We start from the raw sequence: 14,830 nt of genomic DNA, 5'->3' as shown, positions 1-14,830 counted from the left end.
ACCGCGCCGGGTGTGCGCTGTTCGCTGCCCGCCGACCGCGGCGCGCCCGACGTCGCGGTGCTGGTGCCCGAAGGTCGCCCGAATCCCGCCCCGGCCGCCCGGTTGGCGCGGCAGCGGGTACCGCATCTGTACGCGGACGTGCGCGAGACCACCGGGGTGATCGGGCCGTTCGTGCTGGTCGGGGAGTCCGCGTGCGGGCGTTGTCTGGACCTCGCGCGCACCGATCGCGATCCCGCGTGGCCGCGCCTGTTGGCCCAGCTCGCGGCGGCCCCCGGGCCCGGCGAGGCGCCGTGCGATGTGGTGTTGGCGACCGAGGTCGCCGCGCGGGCCGCGATGCAGGTGCTGACCTGGATCGACGGCGAGTTGCCGACGACGGTGAACGGCACCGTCGAGATCGAGCTGCCCGACGGCCTGACCAGGCGCCGGAGCTGGTCCGCGCATCCGCGGTGCGACTGCGGCGCCACCCGCCCGGCGCAAGAGGTGGGCACGATCACACGTGGCACGACCTCGGGTCGGACACAATGGGTCGGGTGAGCGATCTTCCGCGCAGGGCAGTGACCCGTACCGCCAAGCTCGCCTCCCTTCCCCTGGGGGTGGCCGGCCGGGCGACATTGGGGCTGGGCAGGCGCATCGGTGGCAGACCTGCGGAGATCGTCGCCGCGGAACTGCAACAGCGCACGGCAGCGCAGCTTTTCAAGGTGCTCGGAGAGCTGAAGGGCGGCGCGATGAAACTCGGCCAGGCCCTGTCGGTCTTCGAGGCCGCTTTGCCCGAGGAGGTGGCCGGTCCCTACCGATCGGCCCTGACCAAACTCCAGGACGCGGCCCCGCCGATGCCGGCGCGCACCGTGCACAAGGCGTTGGCGGAGAATCTCGGCACCGACTGGCGTTCGATGTTCACCGAGTTCACCGAGGCGCCCGCGGCGGCCGCGTCGATCGGGCAGGTGCATCACGCGATCTGGCACGACGGCCGCGAGGTCGCCGTCAAGATCCAATATCCCGGGGCCGGCGACGCGCTGATCTCCGACCTCAACCAGCTCGGCCACGTCGCCCGGTTCGCCGGCGCGCTGATCCCGGGCATCGACGTCAAGCCGCTGATCGCCGAGCTCAAGGCCCGGGTGGCCGAAGAACTCGACTACCAGTTGGAGGCGGAGGCACAGACCGCACATGCCGTGGAGTTCGACGGCGACCCCGACATCCTGGTGCCGCACGTCGTGCACCAGACGGAGCGGGTTTTGGTCACCGAGTGGATGGGCGGTACCCCGCTGTCCAAGGTGATCGACAAGGGCACCCGGGAGCAGCGCGACCGCGCGGGACACCTGCTGGTCCGCTTCCTGTTCTCGGGGCCGGCCCGTACGGGCATGCTGCACGCCGACTCGCACCCGGGCAATTTCCGGCTGCTCGACGACGGGCGACTGGGGGTGCTGGACTTCGGCACGGTCAACCGGTTGCCCGAGGGCCTGCCCGAGCCGATCGGGCACGCCTTCCGGCTCGCGTTGGCGCACGACGCCGACGGCGTCATGCAGGTGCTGCGCTCGGAGGGCTTCGTCAAGCCGTCGATCAAGCTCGACGCGACGGAGGTGCTCGACTATCTGCTGCCGTTCCTGGAGCCGGCCGAGGCCGACGAGTTCACCTTCACCCGGGCGTGGATGCGCGAGCAGGGCGCGCGGATCGGCGACCCGCGCAATCCGGCGTCCACCCTGGCCCGCCAGCTCAACCTGCCGCCGAGCTATCTGCTGATCCACCGCGTGACGCTGAGCACGATCGGCGTGCTGTGCCAACTCGGCGCCACCGCGCCGTTCCGGGCGGAACTGGAGACCTGGTTGCCGGGCTTCCTGCCGGAGGGATTCGAGGCCGAGGAGTTCGACTTCTCCGTCGAAGTGGACGACGTCGACGAAGCGGACGAAGCCGAGGACACCGGGCCGCGATAGCGCTCGACCACACGCCGAAGGGCGGGCACCCTGTCGGGGGTGCCCGCCCTTCGGCGTGCTGCGAGCGGGCCGGCTACATCACGGCGATGGCCAGCGCCCGCCGAGCCCGCATCGAGGCGACCTCGGCCCGACGGCGCATCTTGCGCGCCATCCGGACGTGGTACGCCCTGCGTTGGATCTCGGCCTCGCGGATCTGTTGATCCATTTGGGCCCTCGCGAGGGCTTCGTGGATGAGATGCAATTCCCTGCTCCTGTCATGCGGCAAAACGGCGTTGGTGTCGTGGATGTGCTTCATCGGTTCCTGCGTGTACGAGGTGTGTCGGATGCTCGTGCGTCGGGGTCCCGCCGGGGGGTTCACGCGGCGACCTCCGTCTTGCGCGGACGGCCGCGGGGACGCTTGCGGGCGACGACGACGCCCTGCACGAAGAGCTCGCCACCCCAGACACCCCAGGGCTCACGACGCTCGAGGGCGCCCTGCAGGCACAGCGCGCGCACGGGGCACTCCTGGCAGAGCGCCTTCGCGTACTCGACGTCCGCGGGCGACTCGGCGAAGAAGACCTCCGGGTCGAACGAACGGCAGGGGATCGTGCTGTCGAGCTGGTCGGTGCCCTCGAAAGCGGTGAGAGTCATCAGGTCTACCTCCGATGTCGCTGTGGCTGTGCCGGGTGCGGGGGGTTTGACGTGGGGCACGTGGTGCTCCTGTGATTCGTGGGACTCGCGTCCCCAACGGTCGCTACTCGGTTTTTTGCTGACAGCCGACAAAAGACAAGGGCCGCGGATCCCGGTGTTCGGGATTCCGCGGCCCTGGAGGTGCCGACCTGACTTCTCGTCAGATCCTCGTCCTCCAGGACGGATACCCGTTGTTCCCGGCAAACCCGGCCATGGCCATGCCATTGGCCTGCTGCGTCTCGAGCGCCTGCTCACAAGCTGTCGCTGCGGACGGTCGCTCACTGCGACGCGTCTTCGCTGCCTGCTCGCCTTGCCACGGACCCTCGGTGCCGACCGCTGCCAGACCGACGAGTCCTGAGGTGCCCGCTGCTGCGAACACACCACTGCCGTTGCCACGCAGTCGCGTGGTGGCGGTGATCAGGGCATCGGTCCCGGCATAGGACAGATCCGCGAGACGGCCGGCGAGACCGGCCTGGGGCTTGGCGGTTACGGCATGCGACAGCTTGGCGGAGCCCACCGACATCACGACCGGAATGGCGGCGAACGCCTGACGCTGGGTTTTCAAGTTCCTGATCACGACGATCACCTCCTTCCGAGAGGGCTTCGGGGGCAACACCGCAGGGGTGTTTCCGGTTTTCATGGACGAGCACGGTCGAACTTCCGACCGTGCTCGTGAGCGTAGATGTGGTTCGCAGCGCTAGGCAAACGATTTATTGCATGGTTCTCGTCACTTGAGGGATACCCCTCGGATGTCAGGCCCCGTCCGTGCTCTCGTACGGGTCCGGCGGCAGGTCGGGCAGCTCGTCGGGGGCCGGTTCGGGCGCCGCCTCGAACTCGCCCGCGCACAGCGCGAGTACGTCGTCGCCGAACCGGTCCAACTTGGTACGGCTCACCCCCGGGATCGCCGCGAGCTGTCGCTCGTTGAGCGGTCGCACCTCCGCGATCGCGGTCAGTGTCGCGTCGGTGAACACGCAGAACGCGGGCTGGCTCTGTTCCTCGGCCCGCTCCATGCGCCACTGCACGAGCTGCTCGAACAGGTACTCGTCGACGTCGGAGGGACAGTCCAGGCACCGGCCGAGCTTGCGCTCGGCGCCGTCCTGGAGCGCCTTGGCACAGACCCGGCAGCGCACCGGACCGACCTTGCGCTTGGGACGCACCGTGCCGTCGGGGGCGCGGGTGGCCCCCGGCGAGCGGAACGCGTCGGGCCGGGCGAGCGAGCCCTTTCCGCGCAGACCGTCCAGGAAGCGGGAGGGTTTGCGGCCCCGGCCACCGGGGGTGCGGGCGAGCGACCACGACAGGGTGAGGTGCTCACGGGCCCGGGTCACCCCGACGTAGAGCAGCCTGCGCTCCTCCTCGACCTTGTCCGGCGTGTCCGCGTAGGTGATCGGCATCATGCCCTCGTTGAGGCCCACCAGGAACACCGCGTCCCACTCCAGGCCCTTCGCCGCGTGCAGCGACGCGAGGGTGACCCCCTCGACCGTGGGCGCGTGCTGGGCGTTGGCCCGCTCCGCCAACTCGACCGTGAAGTCGCGCAGCGACGCCTGCGGCCACGTCGCGCCGAACTCCTCGGCGAGCCGCAGCAGCGCGGCGACCGACTCCCACTTCTCCCGGACCTGCCCGGAGCCGGCCGGCGGCTCGGCGCTCCACCCGGTGCTGCCCAGCACCGCCCGTACCTCGGCCGCGAGCCCACCGGAGTCGGCCCCCGACGCCGAGTCGGCCTCGGAGCCCGACGAGATCGCGTGCGCGCGCAAAAAGCCCATCGCGTGCCGCACCTCGGGCCGCTCGAAGAAACGCTCGGCGCCCTTGAGCAGATACGCGATCGACATGTCCGCGAGCGCCTGCTCGAAGGACTCGGACTGCGCGTTGGTCCGAAACAGCACGGCGATCCCGGCGGGCCGCACCCCGGAGTCGATCAGCTGCCGGACGCGCTTCGCGGTGCCCTCGGCCTCGGCCTGTTCGTCGGGGTATTCGGTGAAGCGCGGGTCGGGGCCCTCGCCGAGCTGCGAGATCAGCTCCAGGCGGTGCTTGGCCGCCTCCCCCGTCGCGTGCGCGAGCAGTCGGTTGGCCAGGCCCACGACCTGCGGGGTCGAGCGGTAGTCGCGAACCAACTCGATCAGCTCCGCGCCGAGATGGCGGCGGCGGAAGTCGAGCAGGTAGGCGGGGGTGGCGCCGGTGAACGAGTAGATGGTCTGGCTCGCGTCGCCGACCACGCACAGGCTCCGGGCCTGGTTCGACCACAGGTCCAGCAGCCGTTGCTGGAGCGGGTTGACGTCCTGATACTCGTCGACGGTGAAGTGTCGGTACTGCGCCTGGACCGCCTCGCGCACCTCGGGCCGGTCGTCGAGCAGCCCGATCGTCAGCAGCAACGCGTCCTCGAAGTCCATTTTTCCCCGGCCGGACTTGATCTTCTCGTAGGCCGCGTACACGTGGGCGATCTCGGTCGCGTCGCGCGGCGGCTTGCGTCCGGACGCGAGCACCACCCGCGCGTAGTCGTCGGGTGCGGTCTGGGTGGCCTTGGACCACTCGATCTCGCCGGTGATGTCGCGCAGCTCGGCCCGGTCGGCGCGCAGCCGGCAGTGCTGCACCGCGTCGCGGACCAGGGCGATCTTGGTCTCCACGAGCTGCGGCGGCGGACTCGCGAAGACCTTCGGCCAGAAGTAGTGCAACTGACGCAGCGCGGCCGCGTGGAACGTGCGCGCCTGCACTCCCGGGACGCCGAGCTCACGCAGTCGGCCGCGCATCTCCCCCGCGGCGCGCGCGGTGAACGTCACCGCGAGGGTCTGGGTGGGCTGCATCGCGCCGGTGAGCACGCCGTAGGCGATCCGGTGGGTGATCGCGCGCGTCTTGCCGGTGCCCGCGCCGGCCAGGACGCACACGGCGCCGTCGACGGCCTTGGCCACCCGCCGCTGCTCGGGATCGAGCGCGTCCAGGACGTCGTCGGGGGAAGCGATCATCGACCCATCCTCTCAGGCATCCCCGACGGCCGAGGTCGGTTGTCCACAGCCGCGGGCGGACCGCCGAGACCGGGCCGCATCGGAATCAAACCGGCCTTGCGTACGTTGGCGCATGCGAAAGCCGGTTTCCGGTCAGGGCGCATGCGAAGGAGCACAAGGATGTCGGCCCCCGTGACGATGTACAGCACGACGTGGTGCGGCTACTGCCGCAGGCTCAAGAGCCAGATGGAACGCGAAGGCATCGCCTACACCGAGGTCAACATCGAGCACGACCCCGCGTCGGCCGACTTCGTGATGAGTGTCAACGGCGGCAACCAGACGGTCCCCACGCTGCTCTTCGCGGACGGCACCGCGCTCACCAACCCGAGCCTGGCCCAGGTCAAGGAGAAGGTCGCCGCAGCGGCCTGACCCACCTGCCCCACACCACGCGCGGCCCGCGACGGATGTCCGTCGCGGGCCGCGCGTCGTCTGTTCCGCTGCTCCGGTCCTCGTCCTGCGGTGCGGACAGGTCCGCTACCAGTGGTTGTTCTCGTCCAGCGGCGCGCCGTACCACTTCTCGATCAGGTGTCGCGCGATCGACAGCGCGCCCGGCAGCACGACCTCGGAAGCGGCCACCGCGTCCTTGAGCTGCTCGCGGGAGAACCACTGCGCCTCGGCGATCTCCTCGCCGTCCACGTGCACCCGGTCGTCCGCCGCGTACGCGAAGAAGCCGAGCATCAGGCTGGAGGGGAACGGCCACGGCTGGCTCGCGACGTACACGCTCGACGTGGCGACCACCCCGACCTCCTCGTGCAGCTCACGCGCCACGGCCTGCTCCAACGACTCGCCGGGCTCGACGAAGCCCGCGAAGGTCGAGAAGCGCTTGTCCGGCCAACTCGGCTGCCGGCCCAGCAGGCACCGGTCGTCGGCGTCCAGCACGAGCATGATCACGGCCGGGTCGGTGCGCGGGTAGTGCTCGGTGCCGCACGCCACGCAACGCCGCACGTGGCCGGCCGCGGCGATCTCGCTCGGCTGCCCGCAGCGCGCGCAGAACCGGTGGGTGCGGTGCCAGTGGTGCAGCCCGGTCGCGTGCACGAGCAGCCCCGCGTCCCGGTCGTCCAGGAGCGTGCCCAGCGTGTACAGCTGGGCCTCGCGGATGCCCTCCGCGGCCTCGGGCAGCGTGTCGACGGCGACCGCGAAGTACGTCACGCCGTCGGGGTCGACGCCGAGCAGGTAGCGCTCGCCCTCGGGGGCGTCGGCCGAGCCGATCAGGACCAGCCGCGGTTCGTGTTCGGGGCCCGACCACTGGACCCGGCCCTGCGCGAGCACCAGCACGCGCGTCCGCGGCTCCTTCCACGCCTCGTCGAGCCACGCCTGGTCCAGGCGGTGTTCGGCGGCGCGGTCGAGTGCGGATCGGGCCAGGGCCTGCCCGACGGCAGGCTTGGGGTGGATCAACTGACGTCCCTCCCGGGTCGTTCGACGTGCCAGGTCGCCGCGAGGCCCTGCCACAGGACCTGCTCGACGCGCTCGGCGGCGGCCTCCGCGCCCTCGAAGAGCAGCGGCTTCCCCACCCTCTCATCGACGCGATGCCGCCCGCCGTCGGGGACCGGGACGCCGAGGCGGGCACGTCGCGAGCGGGTGCCGCGAAGGCCGTGACGACGCGGTCGGCGCACTCTCGGCATCGACGGCCGGGCCGGCGCGCGGGTCGTACGCACGCGCGAATGTCGGCGCTCGGCCTCCGGCGGCGTTACGGTCGGCCGATGAGGACGTTGCGCATCGCCACCTTCAACCTCCTGCACGGCATGGATCTGGCCGACGGTGTCGCCGCCCCCGAACGGCTGCGGGCCGCGCTCGCGGATCTCGACGCGGACATCGTGGCCCTCCAGGAAGTGGACCGACACCAGGAACGCTCGGGAGGCGCCGACCAGGCGGCGCTCGCGGCCGAGGCGTTGGGGATGCCGCAGTGGCGCTTCCTGGCCGCGGTACACGGGGTCCCCGCGCCGGTGTCGGGCTGGACCGAGGACGACCCGGACCCGGACGGGCGCCGGGTGTACACCGCAGACGAGCAGGGCGAGGGCGGGCCCGCGTACGGCATCGCGCTGCTGTCCCGGCTGCCGGTGTCGCGCTGGCGGATCCGCCGGTTCCCGGCCGCGCCGCTGAGCCTGCCGCTGCGGGTACAGGGCCGCCCGGGGCTCACCCGCGTGCCCGACGAGCCGCGCGGGGTGCTCGCGGCGGTCGTCGAGGGCCCGGCGGGCCCGTTCACGGTGCTCGCCGCACACCTGTCCTTCGTGCCCGGTTGGAACATCTCCCAGCTCGCCCGGATCCGTCGCTCCACCGCCGACCTGCCGGGCCCGCAACTGTTGCTCGGCGACTTCAACCTGCCCGGCCGTGTCCCCCAGGCCGTGGTGGGCCGGCGCGGGCGCGGCGCGGGCGCGGTCAGGTGGCGTTCCCTGGCCCGGGTGCCCACCTACCCCTCGTATCGGCCGCGCGTGCAGTTCGACCACGTGCTCGGCCACGGCATCGGCCGAGAGGCGGTCCGACGCACCGAGGTGGTCCGCCTGGGCGTCTCGGACCACTGCGCGCTGGTGGTGGAGATCGCGATGGACGCGGGTGGGCTCACGCGCTGACGTGCGTCCCGAGCAGTCCGTCGTGGCGGGCGTCGACCGGCTCGTACCGCAACAGGACCATCGCCGCGTCGTCCTGGAGCGGGTGTCCGACGTGGCGTTGGACGTCCTCCTCCAGCCGGTCCAGGGTGTCCTCGACGCCGGGCAGGCTGTCGGGCGCGCGCTCGGGCAGCGGGTAGAACTCGCCGGCGGGGTTGCGCGCCTCGACGATGCCGTCCGTGTACAGCAGGAGCCGGTCCTCGGGCAGCAGCGGCACCCGCAGGACCGGCAACTCCAGGCCGGCGAGGTCGAGGATGCCCACGGGCGGGGTCGGCGTGGGCGGATCGAGCGCCTCGGCGTGCGCCGCGCGCAGCAGGAGCGGGGACGGGTGGCCGAAGTTGAGAATGTCCACGCACGCCTCGTTGCCCGGGAAGCCGAGCAGGATCATCGTCACGAACTCCTCGTCGTCCTCGCCGAGCCTGCGCTCCAGGCTCGCCGAGACCCGGCGCGCGACGCCGGGCAGTTCCGCCTCCTCGTACGCCGCCTCCCGAAACGCGCTGAGCACCGCGGCGGCCGTGCGCACGGCGCCGAGTCCCTTGCCGCGCACGTCGCCGATCACGACCCGGATGCCGAACGGGGTCGGCACGACCTCGTACAGGTCCCCGCCGATCCTGGCCTCCGCCGCGGCGGCGCGGTAGCGCACCCCGACCGTGAGCGGCCCCACGTGCGAGGGCACCGGTCGAAGCAACACCTCCTGCGCGGCCTCGGCGACGCTGCGCACCTCGCGCAGGGTGCGCTCCTGGCGCATCCGCACGTGCACGCCCGCCCACGCGGTGGCCGTCACCAGGCCGATCGACAGATACGTGACGTAGGGTTCACCGCCGCCGCGCCCCTGGTTGACCAGGACCAGGAACGTCTCGACCGCGGCCGCGACGACTCCGGTGAGAATCGGGCCGCGCGGGACCGTCTGGGTGAGCCCGGAGAGCGCGGGGGCCACCGCGAGGAGCGGACCGACGTGCACGTCCTCGGGGGTGGCCGCGGCCAGCACCACGACGGTGAGGATCACCAGAAAGGGCAACAGCCGCAGCGCGAGGCCGACGACGGGCAGCAGCGGCCGCTCGACCGGCACGCCCATGACACGCCGCGCCGACGCCTCCTGACCGGTTCCTCGCACCCGCTGTGACCCCGCCTCGCTGGAAGTAGGTTCGGTCGGCTCCACCCGGGTCGTCCGACCTCATACGACCCATCCGTCCCGTACGACTGTCATAAACCATACGAGTGTCGGAAACCGTCCGCATGAGGCCCATCCTCACAGGGGCGAGGTTCGTCGGTGTCGAGGCCGTCTCACATCAGCCGTCGTCGCCGTCGGTGAACAGTGCTTCGAGTTCGGCACGGCCCGGCAGTCCCTTGGGGCGCACGAGTTCGCCGGTGCGCACGTACAGGAACGCCGCCGACACCCGTTCGAGCGCAATATCGGCGTATTCGGCCCAAGCGAGCCGGTAGACCGCGAGTTGGAGCGGGTCCGCGTTCTGCACCCGGTTGGTCTTCCAGTCCACGACCTCGTAGCCGTCGCCCTCGCGGTAGACGGCGTCGATCCGGCCGCGCACGATCCGGCCGCCGAGGAAGAGCTGGAAGGGCGCCTCGACGCGGTGGGGGGCGCGCTGCGCGTACGGAGTGCGCAGGAACGCGTCCTGGAGCTCGATCAGGTCGGCCTCGTCGGTGATCTCCTCGTCGGCCGCGCCCGGCAGGTCGTCGGGTTCGAGCAGCGGGCGTTCGCCGAACAGCGACTCGACCCACGCGTGGAAGCGGGTGCCGCGCCGGGCCGCGGGGGCGGGTGGGCGGGGCATCGGCCGGGCCAGTTCGCGCGCGAGGCCGTCCGGGTCGGCGGACAACCGCAGCATCTGGGACGCGGACAGCGTCGCGGGCAGCGGCACCTCGCGCACGCCGGAGCGGCCGCGGCGCAGTTCCTCGGCGAGCCGGACGAGGTCGCGGTCCCACGATTCGATCAGGGCCTGCTCCTGCGGGGTGGGTTCGTGCGTCGCGGGGGTGTCGACGGCGGGGTGCCCGGCGCGGACGGGGTCGGTGGGGAGGCGGGGTTCGTCGTGGCCGCGCGCCGGCTCGTCGTGCGTGGGCTCGTCGTGCGTGGGCTCCTCGTGCGCGGTCTCGTCGTGCGTGGGCGAGTCGGCGGGCCCCTCGTACGCGTCCTCCGGTGGGGGTTCGTGGGCCTCCGGGTCCTCGGGCTCGTAGTCGCCGTAGGTCTGCCCGGGCGGCGGTTCGACCGGCGGCGACTGCCCTGGCGTCTCCACCGAGGGATGCTGCGTGGGATGGTCGGCCCGCCGCGCGGCGTCGCGCCACGCGAGTTCGGCGAGCACCGCGTCGGCGGCGCGGCGGCGCTCGATCAGCGCGACGGCGTCCAGCGGGAGCGGCCACGCGTGCTCGATGTCGTCGGCCAGATTCGGGTTGAGCGCTTCGGCGGGCTCGGGGGTCCACACTTCGACCGTGCCGTTGCCGGCGAGGCAGTGCTCCCGCAGGCGGGTCAGGAACGCGGACGGGCCGCGGGGCTTCTTCTGGGTGGGCCCCCACCAGTGACCCGAGGCGATGAGCAATTGCTTGGGTCGGGTGAAGGTCACGTAGCCCAGGCGCAGTTCCTCGATCGCCTGGTGTCCCTTCATCTCGGCCTCGAATGCCTTGAAGCCCTTGGGGGTCAGGTCGGGCAGCACCGCGAGCCCGGCGGCGTCGCCGCGCAGCGGGTGGGGCAGGGCCTTGCCGTTGGTGATCCATTTGCTCTGGGTGCGCACGCTCGGGAAGACGCCCGCGATCAAACCGGGGACGGCGACGACCTCCCATTCCAGGCCCTTGGATTTGTGCGCGGTGAGCACCTTCACCGAGTCGCCGGCGGTGGGCAGGCTGCCGTCGAGGCCCTTGTCGTGCTCGGCGGCGGTGCGCAGGAAGGCCAGGAAAGCGGTGATCGAGGGGTCGCCGTCCAGGTCGGCGAAGCCGGCCGCGGTGTCCATGAAGGCGTGCAGCGTCTCGCGGCGGCGGGCGGCGAGCGCACCGGGCGACGCGGACAGTTCGACGTCGAGGCCGGTGGCGCCGAGCACGCGGTGCAACAGGTCCATCAGCGGCTCGCCCAGGTGTCGGCGCAGGTCGCGGATCTCGGTGGCCACGCGAGCGAAGCGGCGGCGGGCCTCGGCCGAGAACGGGAGCCGGTCGCCGGGGTCGGCGAGCGCGTCGGAGAGCGAGACGACCTCGGTGGGGTCGATGCCGGCCACCGCCTCCTCCAGGCGGGTGTCGGTGTCGTCGTCGCCGCCTCGGTCGACGCGCACGAGTTCGGCGGCCCGGCGGCCGAGCAGCGCGAGGTCGCGCGCGCCGATCCGCCAGCGCGGCCCGGCGAGCAGGCGCACCAGGGCGGAGTTGGCGGTGGGGTCGTCGAGCACCTCGCACGTGGCGACGAGGTCGGCCACTTCGGGAAGGTGCAGGAGCCCGGAAAGGCCGACCACCTCGACGGGGATGTCGCGCACGACCAGGGCCGCGTGGATGTCGGCGAAGTCGGTCGCGGTGCGCGCGAGCACGGCGACGTCGCCGGGGGTGATCGGGTCGCCGTTCTTGTCGAGGACGGCGCCGATCGCGGTTTTGATCCGGTCCGCGAGCCAGTCGATCTCCTCGCGGTAGGTGGGCAGCAGGCCGGCGACGGCCCATCCCTCGTGCTCGGCGCCGGGCCCCGGGCGCAAAGCCTCCACGCCGCTCTCTGGGGTGCGCAGGGGGGCGGAGAGGTCGTTGGCGAAGGTCAGGATGCGGCCGCCGCTGCGGCGGTTCTCGGACAGTGGGTAGCGCGTGGCGGGCGAGCCGTCGCGGTGCGGGAAGTGCACCGGGAAGTCGTGGATGTTGGCCACCGACGCGCCGCGCCAGCCGTAGATCGCCTGGCACGGGTCGCCGACGGCGGTGACGGGATGGCCCTGTCCGAAAAGCCCTTGCAGGAGCACGCGTTGCGCGACGGAGGTGTCCTGGTACTCGTCGAGCAGCACGACCCGGTAGGTGTCGCGCAGGATCTCGCCGACCTCGGGCCGTTCTTCGGCGATCCGGGCGGCGTAGGCGATCTGGTCGCCGAAGTCGAGCAGGTCGCGGCCGCTCTTGGCCCGGTTGTACGCGTCGACCAGGCGGGCGAGGTCGAGCCGGTGCCGGGCGGCCTCGGCGGCCTTGCGGGCGGCGGCGGAGGGCTTGGCGGCGGCCTCGATCCCGGCGACGAACTCCTCGTCCCACGCGCGCAGCCGCCCCGGCGGCACGAGGTGCTCGGACAACTCGCCGCCCAGGTGGAGCACCTCGCCGATCACGTCGGGAAGACGGCCGGTGAGGCTGGGGAACGGTCCGGTGGCGGTGCGCGCGGCGCGGGCGGCGAGCTGGTAGCGGGTCGCGTCGGCGAGCAGCCGGGCGGAGGGTTCCAGGCCGATTCGCAGGCCGTGTTCCTGGAGCAGGCGACCGGCGAACGCGTGGTAGGTGGACACGGTCGGCTCGCCCGCGTCCTCGTCGGCGGGAATCTCGCCCTCGCGCAGCTGCCCGACCGCCTTGCGCACGCGCTGGGCGAGTTCGCCGGCTGCCTTGTTGGTGAACGTCAGGCCGAGCACCTGGTCGGGTCGTACCTGCCCGGTGCCCACGAGCCATACGACGCGCGCGGTCATCACGGTGGTCTTGCCGGAGCCCGCGCCGGCGACGATCACGCCCGGTGCGAGCGGTGCGAGCACGGCGTCGAGCTGTTCGGGCGTGAAGGGGATCCGGAGAAGCCGGCACAGGTCGTCCGGATCGGTCAGTACGGCGTGCACCGGAGGAACACTAGACCCGCACGGCGACAGGGACGGTCGGCCGTACGGGTCCGGGTGCTGCGGGTGGAGCGTCGGATCAGGACTCGCCGAGCTTGGAGAGCGCGTCGGCGTCGACGATCTGGTCGGCCGGCGGTACGGCCGGCTCGCACTTGTCCTTGCCGCGCGAGAGCTTGAGCTCGGTCTTGTCGTCGTCCTTCTTGATCAGGACGGGGTACGGCTTGCCCTTCTCCGGGACGAAGAGGGTGGTGGTGGCGCCTTCCTTGTCCTTCTTGCTGAGCGGGATCAGCTTCTTCCCGTCGATCTTGACCACGTCGCCCTTGGTGACGCCGTCGGTCGAGCCGTCGAAGAAGTCGGAGGGGTCGCCGAAGTTGTCGCCGTCGCTGTCGGCCGGGGTCTTCATGTACTTGCCCGCCATGAGCTTGCTCATCGCGTCCATGCCCTCGACCGGGCCGCCCTCGCCGCCCATCGACTTGGCCCAGAAGGCGGCGTCGGCCTTCATGTACAGGTCCTTGCCGACCTTGATCATCTCGACCGGCGAGCCGTCCATCTTCATGGTGCCCTTGAGGTCTGCGCCCTTGTGGACGCAGACGTCCATCTCCATCTTCGAGCCGTCGCTCTCGCCGCTGCCGACCATCTTGAAGTCGTCGACCTGCTTGAGCAGATTCACCGCCTCGTCGGCGAGGGCCTTCGCGTCGGTCTTGGCGTTCGACTTCTCGTCGTCACCGCCACAGGCGGTCAGACCGGTGAGGCCGATCACCGCGGCGGAAACAAGCACGGCCACGCGAGTGGTACGCACGAAACTCCTTGGCACAACATGGGGACGGAAGTGGTCGCCATGAGTATGGCTTCGCTGAAAACTTGACGAAGCACCACCCCTTTTTGTGCACTTTTGACCTTCGCTTGACGGTGTTACTCGACCGTCATCCGCCCTTCGGGGCGCGCGCTGCAGCACTTGCGGAAGTCGCACCGGTCGCAATGCGAACCGGTGCTGGGCGTGAACCGCTCGCCGAGGATGCGACCGGCCACGTCCGCGAGCAGACCGCCGACCCACGTGCCGCCGTCGGCCTCGGCCTGCGGCGGCGGCTGGGTCTGCACGAGCGGCTGCGCGGGATCGTCCTTCTCCGACGTGCGCAGTTGCACCAGCTCCGCGCCGCCGGCCCCGGGTCGGCCGCCCTCGAACTCGGGCAGTTCGTCGAGCGCCCCGCCGGTGACCGCGACCTGGTAGACCGCGAGTTGCGGATGCTGCTCGATCTCGGCCTTCGTCGGGGCCTTGCGGCCGGTCTTGAAGTCCACGACGTAGGCGAGCCCGTCGTCGCCGCGCTCGACGCGGTCCATCGAGCCGCGCACGACGACCTGATACTCGCCCGCGGTCAACTCCACCTCGAAGGCGTGCTCGGTCGCCGCCACCACCCGATGCCGCTCGTGCGTGTGCCACGACAGCAGCCGCTCCAGCGCGGTCCTGGCCTCGTCCTTTTGCTGCGCGGACTGCCACGGCGCGTCGAACGCCAACGCGTCCCACACCCGGTCGAGCCGGTCCATCAGCACCGGCAACTCGGCCGGGGTCGCGCCCGTGCCCACCTCGTCGGCGAGCGCGTGCACCACGTTGCCGAAGCCGAGCGCGGCCGAGCGCGGCGAGTCCGCGTGCACCTCGCTGCCCAAGAACCAGTTGAGCGCGCAGTCGCGAACCTTGCTCACCGAACTGCCCGACAGCTTCACCGGCGTACCGGGATCGCGCACCGGCACCCCGGGGTCGGTCGGCTCGACCAACCCCCACCAGCGATCCGGATGCGCCGCCGGCACGAGCGGATGCCCGTCGTCGTCGCGCAGGTCGGCCAGCGCCGCGAGCCGACGCGCGGCGGCCCGACGCAGCACGGGCGGCG

General features: G+C 71.7%; 11 protein-coding genes and 2 pseudogenes. 4 read left to right on the top strand and 9 right to left on the bottom strand.

What is annotated here, in order from left to right:
- Together GT354_RS15980 and GT354_RS15975 are read left to right on the top strand one after the other, a co-directional pair.
- Positions 1-534: pseudogene (locus GT354_RS15980) on the top strand (hypothetical protein); the annotation flags it as partial.
- Complete coding sequence (locus tag GT354_RS15975; RefSeq protein WP_161356980.1) at positions 531-1,928, top strand: AarF/ABC1/UbiB kinase family protein; 1,398 nt, start codon at positions 531-533, stop codon at positions 1,926-1,928. The pseudogene GT354_RS15980 and the gene GT354_RS15975, both read left to right, overlap by 4 nt.
- A gap of 73 nt (positions 1,929-2,001) precedes the next feature.
- Here GT354_RS15975 and GT354_RS15970 read toward each other — a convergent pair whose 3' ends face one another.
- From GT354_RS15970 to GT354_RS15955, 4 genes and pseudogenes are all read right to left on the bottom strand, one after another.
- On the bottom strand, positions 2,002-2,223 hold the full coding sequence (locus GT354_RS15970) for a hypothetical protein (protein WP_161356979.1): 222 nt from the start codon (positions 2,221-2,223) through the stop codon (positions 2,002-2,004).
- 59 nt (positions 2,224-2,282) lie between these two features.
- Positions 2,283-2,513: pseudogene (locus GT354_RS15965) on the bottom strand (WhiB family transcriptional regulator); the annotation flags it as partial.
- Between the two features lie 244 nt (positions 2,514-2,757).
- Positions 2,758-3,183, bottom strand: a complete 426-nt coding sequence (locus tag GT354_RS15960) for a hypothetical protein (RefSeq protein WP_161356977.1) — start codon at positions 3,181-3,183, stop codon at positions 2,758-2,760.
- A 166-nt stretch (positions 3,184-3,349) separates the two neighbouring features.
- A complete protein-coding gene (locus GT354_RS15955) occupies positions 3,350-5,551 on the bottom strand; it encodes an ATP-dependent DNA helicase UvrD2 (protein ID WP_161356976.1) in 2,202 nt (733 codons plus the stop codon).
- Between the two features lie 159 nt (positions 5,552-5,710).
- On the opposite strand from GT354_RS15955, the gene GT354_RS15950 reads away from it, so the two are divergent.
- Entirely contained in the window at positions 5,711-5,959 is a 249-nt protein-coding gene (locus tag GT354_RS15950; RefSeq protein ID WP_161356975.1) for a mycoredoxin, read from the top strand.
- 105 nt (positions 5,960-6,064) lie between these two features.
- Here the strand turns inward: GT354_RS15950 and nudC are convergent, their stop codons facing one another.
- Entirely contained in the window at positions 6,065-6,985 is a 921-nt protein-coding gene (gene nudC / locus GT354_RS15945) for an NAD(+) diphosphatase (RefSeq protein ID WP_161356974.1), read from the bottom strand.
- Positions 6,986-7,290: 305 nt separating this feature from the next.
- Here nudC and GT354_RS15940 point away from each other — a divergent pair, with 305 nt between their 5' ends.
- A complete protein-coding gene (locus GT354_RS15940) occupies positions 7,291-8,157 on the top strand; it encodes an endonuclease/exonuclease/phosphatase family protein (protein ID WP_237534956.1) in 867 nt (288 codons plus the stop codon).
- On the opposite strand, the gene GT354_RS15935 is transcribed toward GT354_RS15940, so the two are convergent.
- The 4 genes from GT354_RS15935 to GT354_RS15920 form a co-directional block, all read right to left on the bottom strand.
- Positions 8,147-9,307 (bottom strand): PP2C family protein-serine/threonine phosphatase, encoded by a 1,161-nt coding sequence (locus tag GT354_RS15935; RefSeq protein WP_161356973.1) that lies wholly within the window; start codon positions 9,305-9,307, stop codon positions 8,147-8,149. The two genes, GT354_RS15940 and GT354_RS15935, sit on opposite strands and share 11 nt — an antisense overlap.
- A 175-nt stretch (positions 9,308-9,482) precedes the next feature.
- Positions 9,483-12,950 carry a UvrD-helicase domain-containing protein gene (locus tag GT354_RS15930; protein WP_161356972.1) on the bottom strand — a complete coding sequence of 1,156 codons (3,468 nt, stop codon included), beginning with the start codon at positions 12,948-12,950 and terminating at the stop codon, positions 9,483-9,485.
- Positions 12,951-13,026: 76 nt separating this feature from the next.
- Complete coding sequence (locus tag GT354_RS15925; RefSeq protein ID WP_161356971.1) at positions 13,027-13,746, bottom strand: hypothetical protein; 720 nt, start codon at positions 13,744-13,746, stop codon at positions 13,027-13,029.
- A 113-nt stretch (positions 13,747-13,859) separates the two neighbouring features.
- Positions 13,860-14,830 (bottom strand): PD-(D/E)XK nuclease family protein (locus GT354_RS15920; RefSeq protein ID WP_161356970.1); only part of this gene is annotated, 971 nt, incomplete at its 5' end.

The sequence above is a fragment of the Streptomyces sp. SID3343 genome, assembly GCF_009865215.1.
In the GTDB taxonomy this organism is placed as follows: Bacteria; Actinomycetota; Actinomycetes; order Streptomycetales; family Streptomycetaceae; genus Embleya.
Note: the sequence above shows the minus strand (reverse complement) of the source record. Positions and strands in the feature narration are given on the sequence as shown.

Excerpts from the sequence above, each read along its gene's own strand:
- GT354_RS15970 (WP_161356979.1), bottom strand. The coding sequence starts at position 2,223 with ATGAAGCACATCCACGACACCAACGCCGTTTTGCCGCATGACAGGAGC.
- GT354_RS15955 (WP_161356976.1), bottom strand. The coding sequence starts at position 5,551 with ATGATCGCTTCCCCCGACGACGTCCTGGACGCGCTCGATCCCGAGCAG.
- GT354_RS15950 (WP_161356975.1), top strand. The coding sequence starts at position 5,711 with ATGTCGGCCCCCGTGACGATGTACAGCACGACGTGGTGCGGCTACTGC.
- GT354_RS15940 (WP_237534956.1), top strand. The coding sequence starts at position 7,291 with ATGAGGACGTTGCGCATCGCCACCTTCAACCTCCTGCACGGCATGGAT.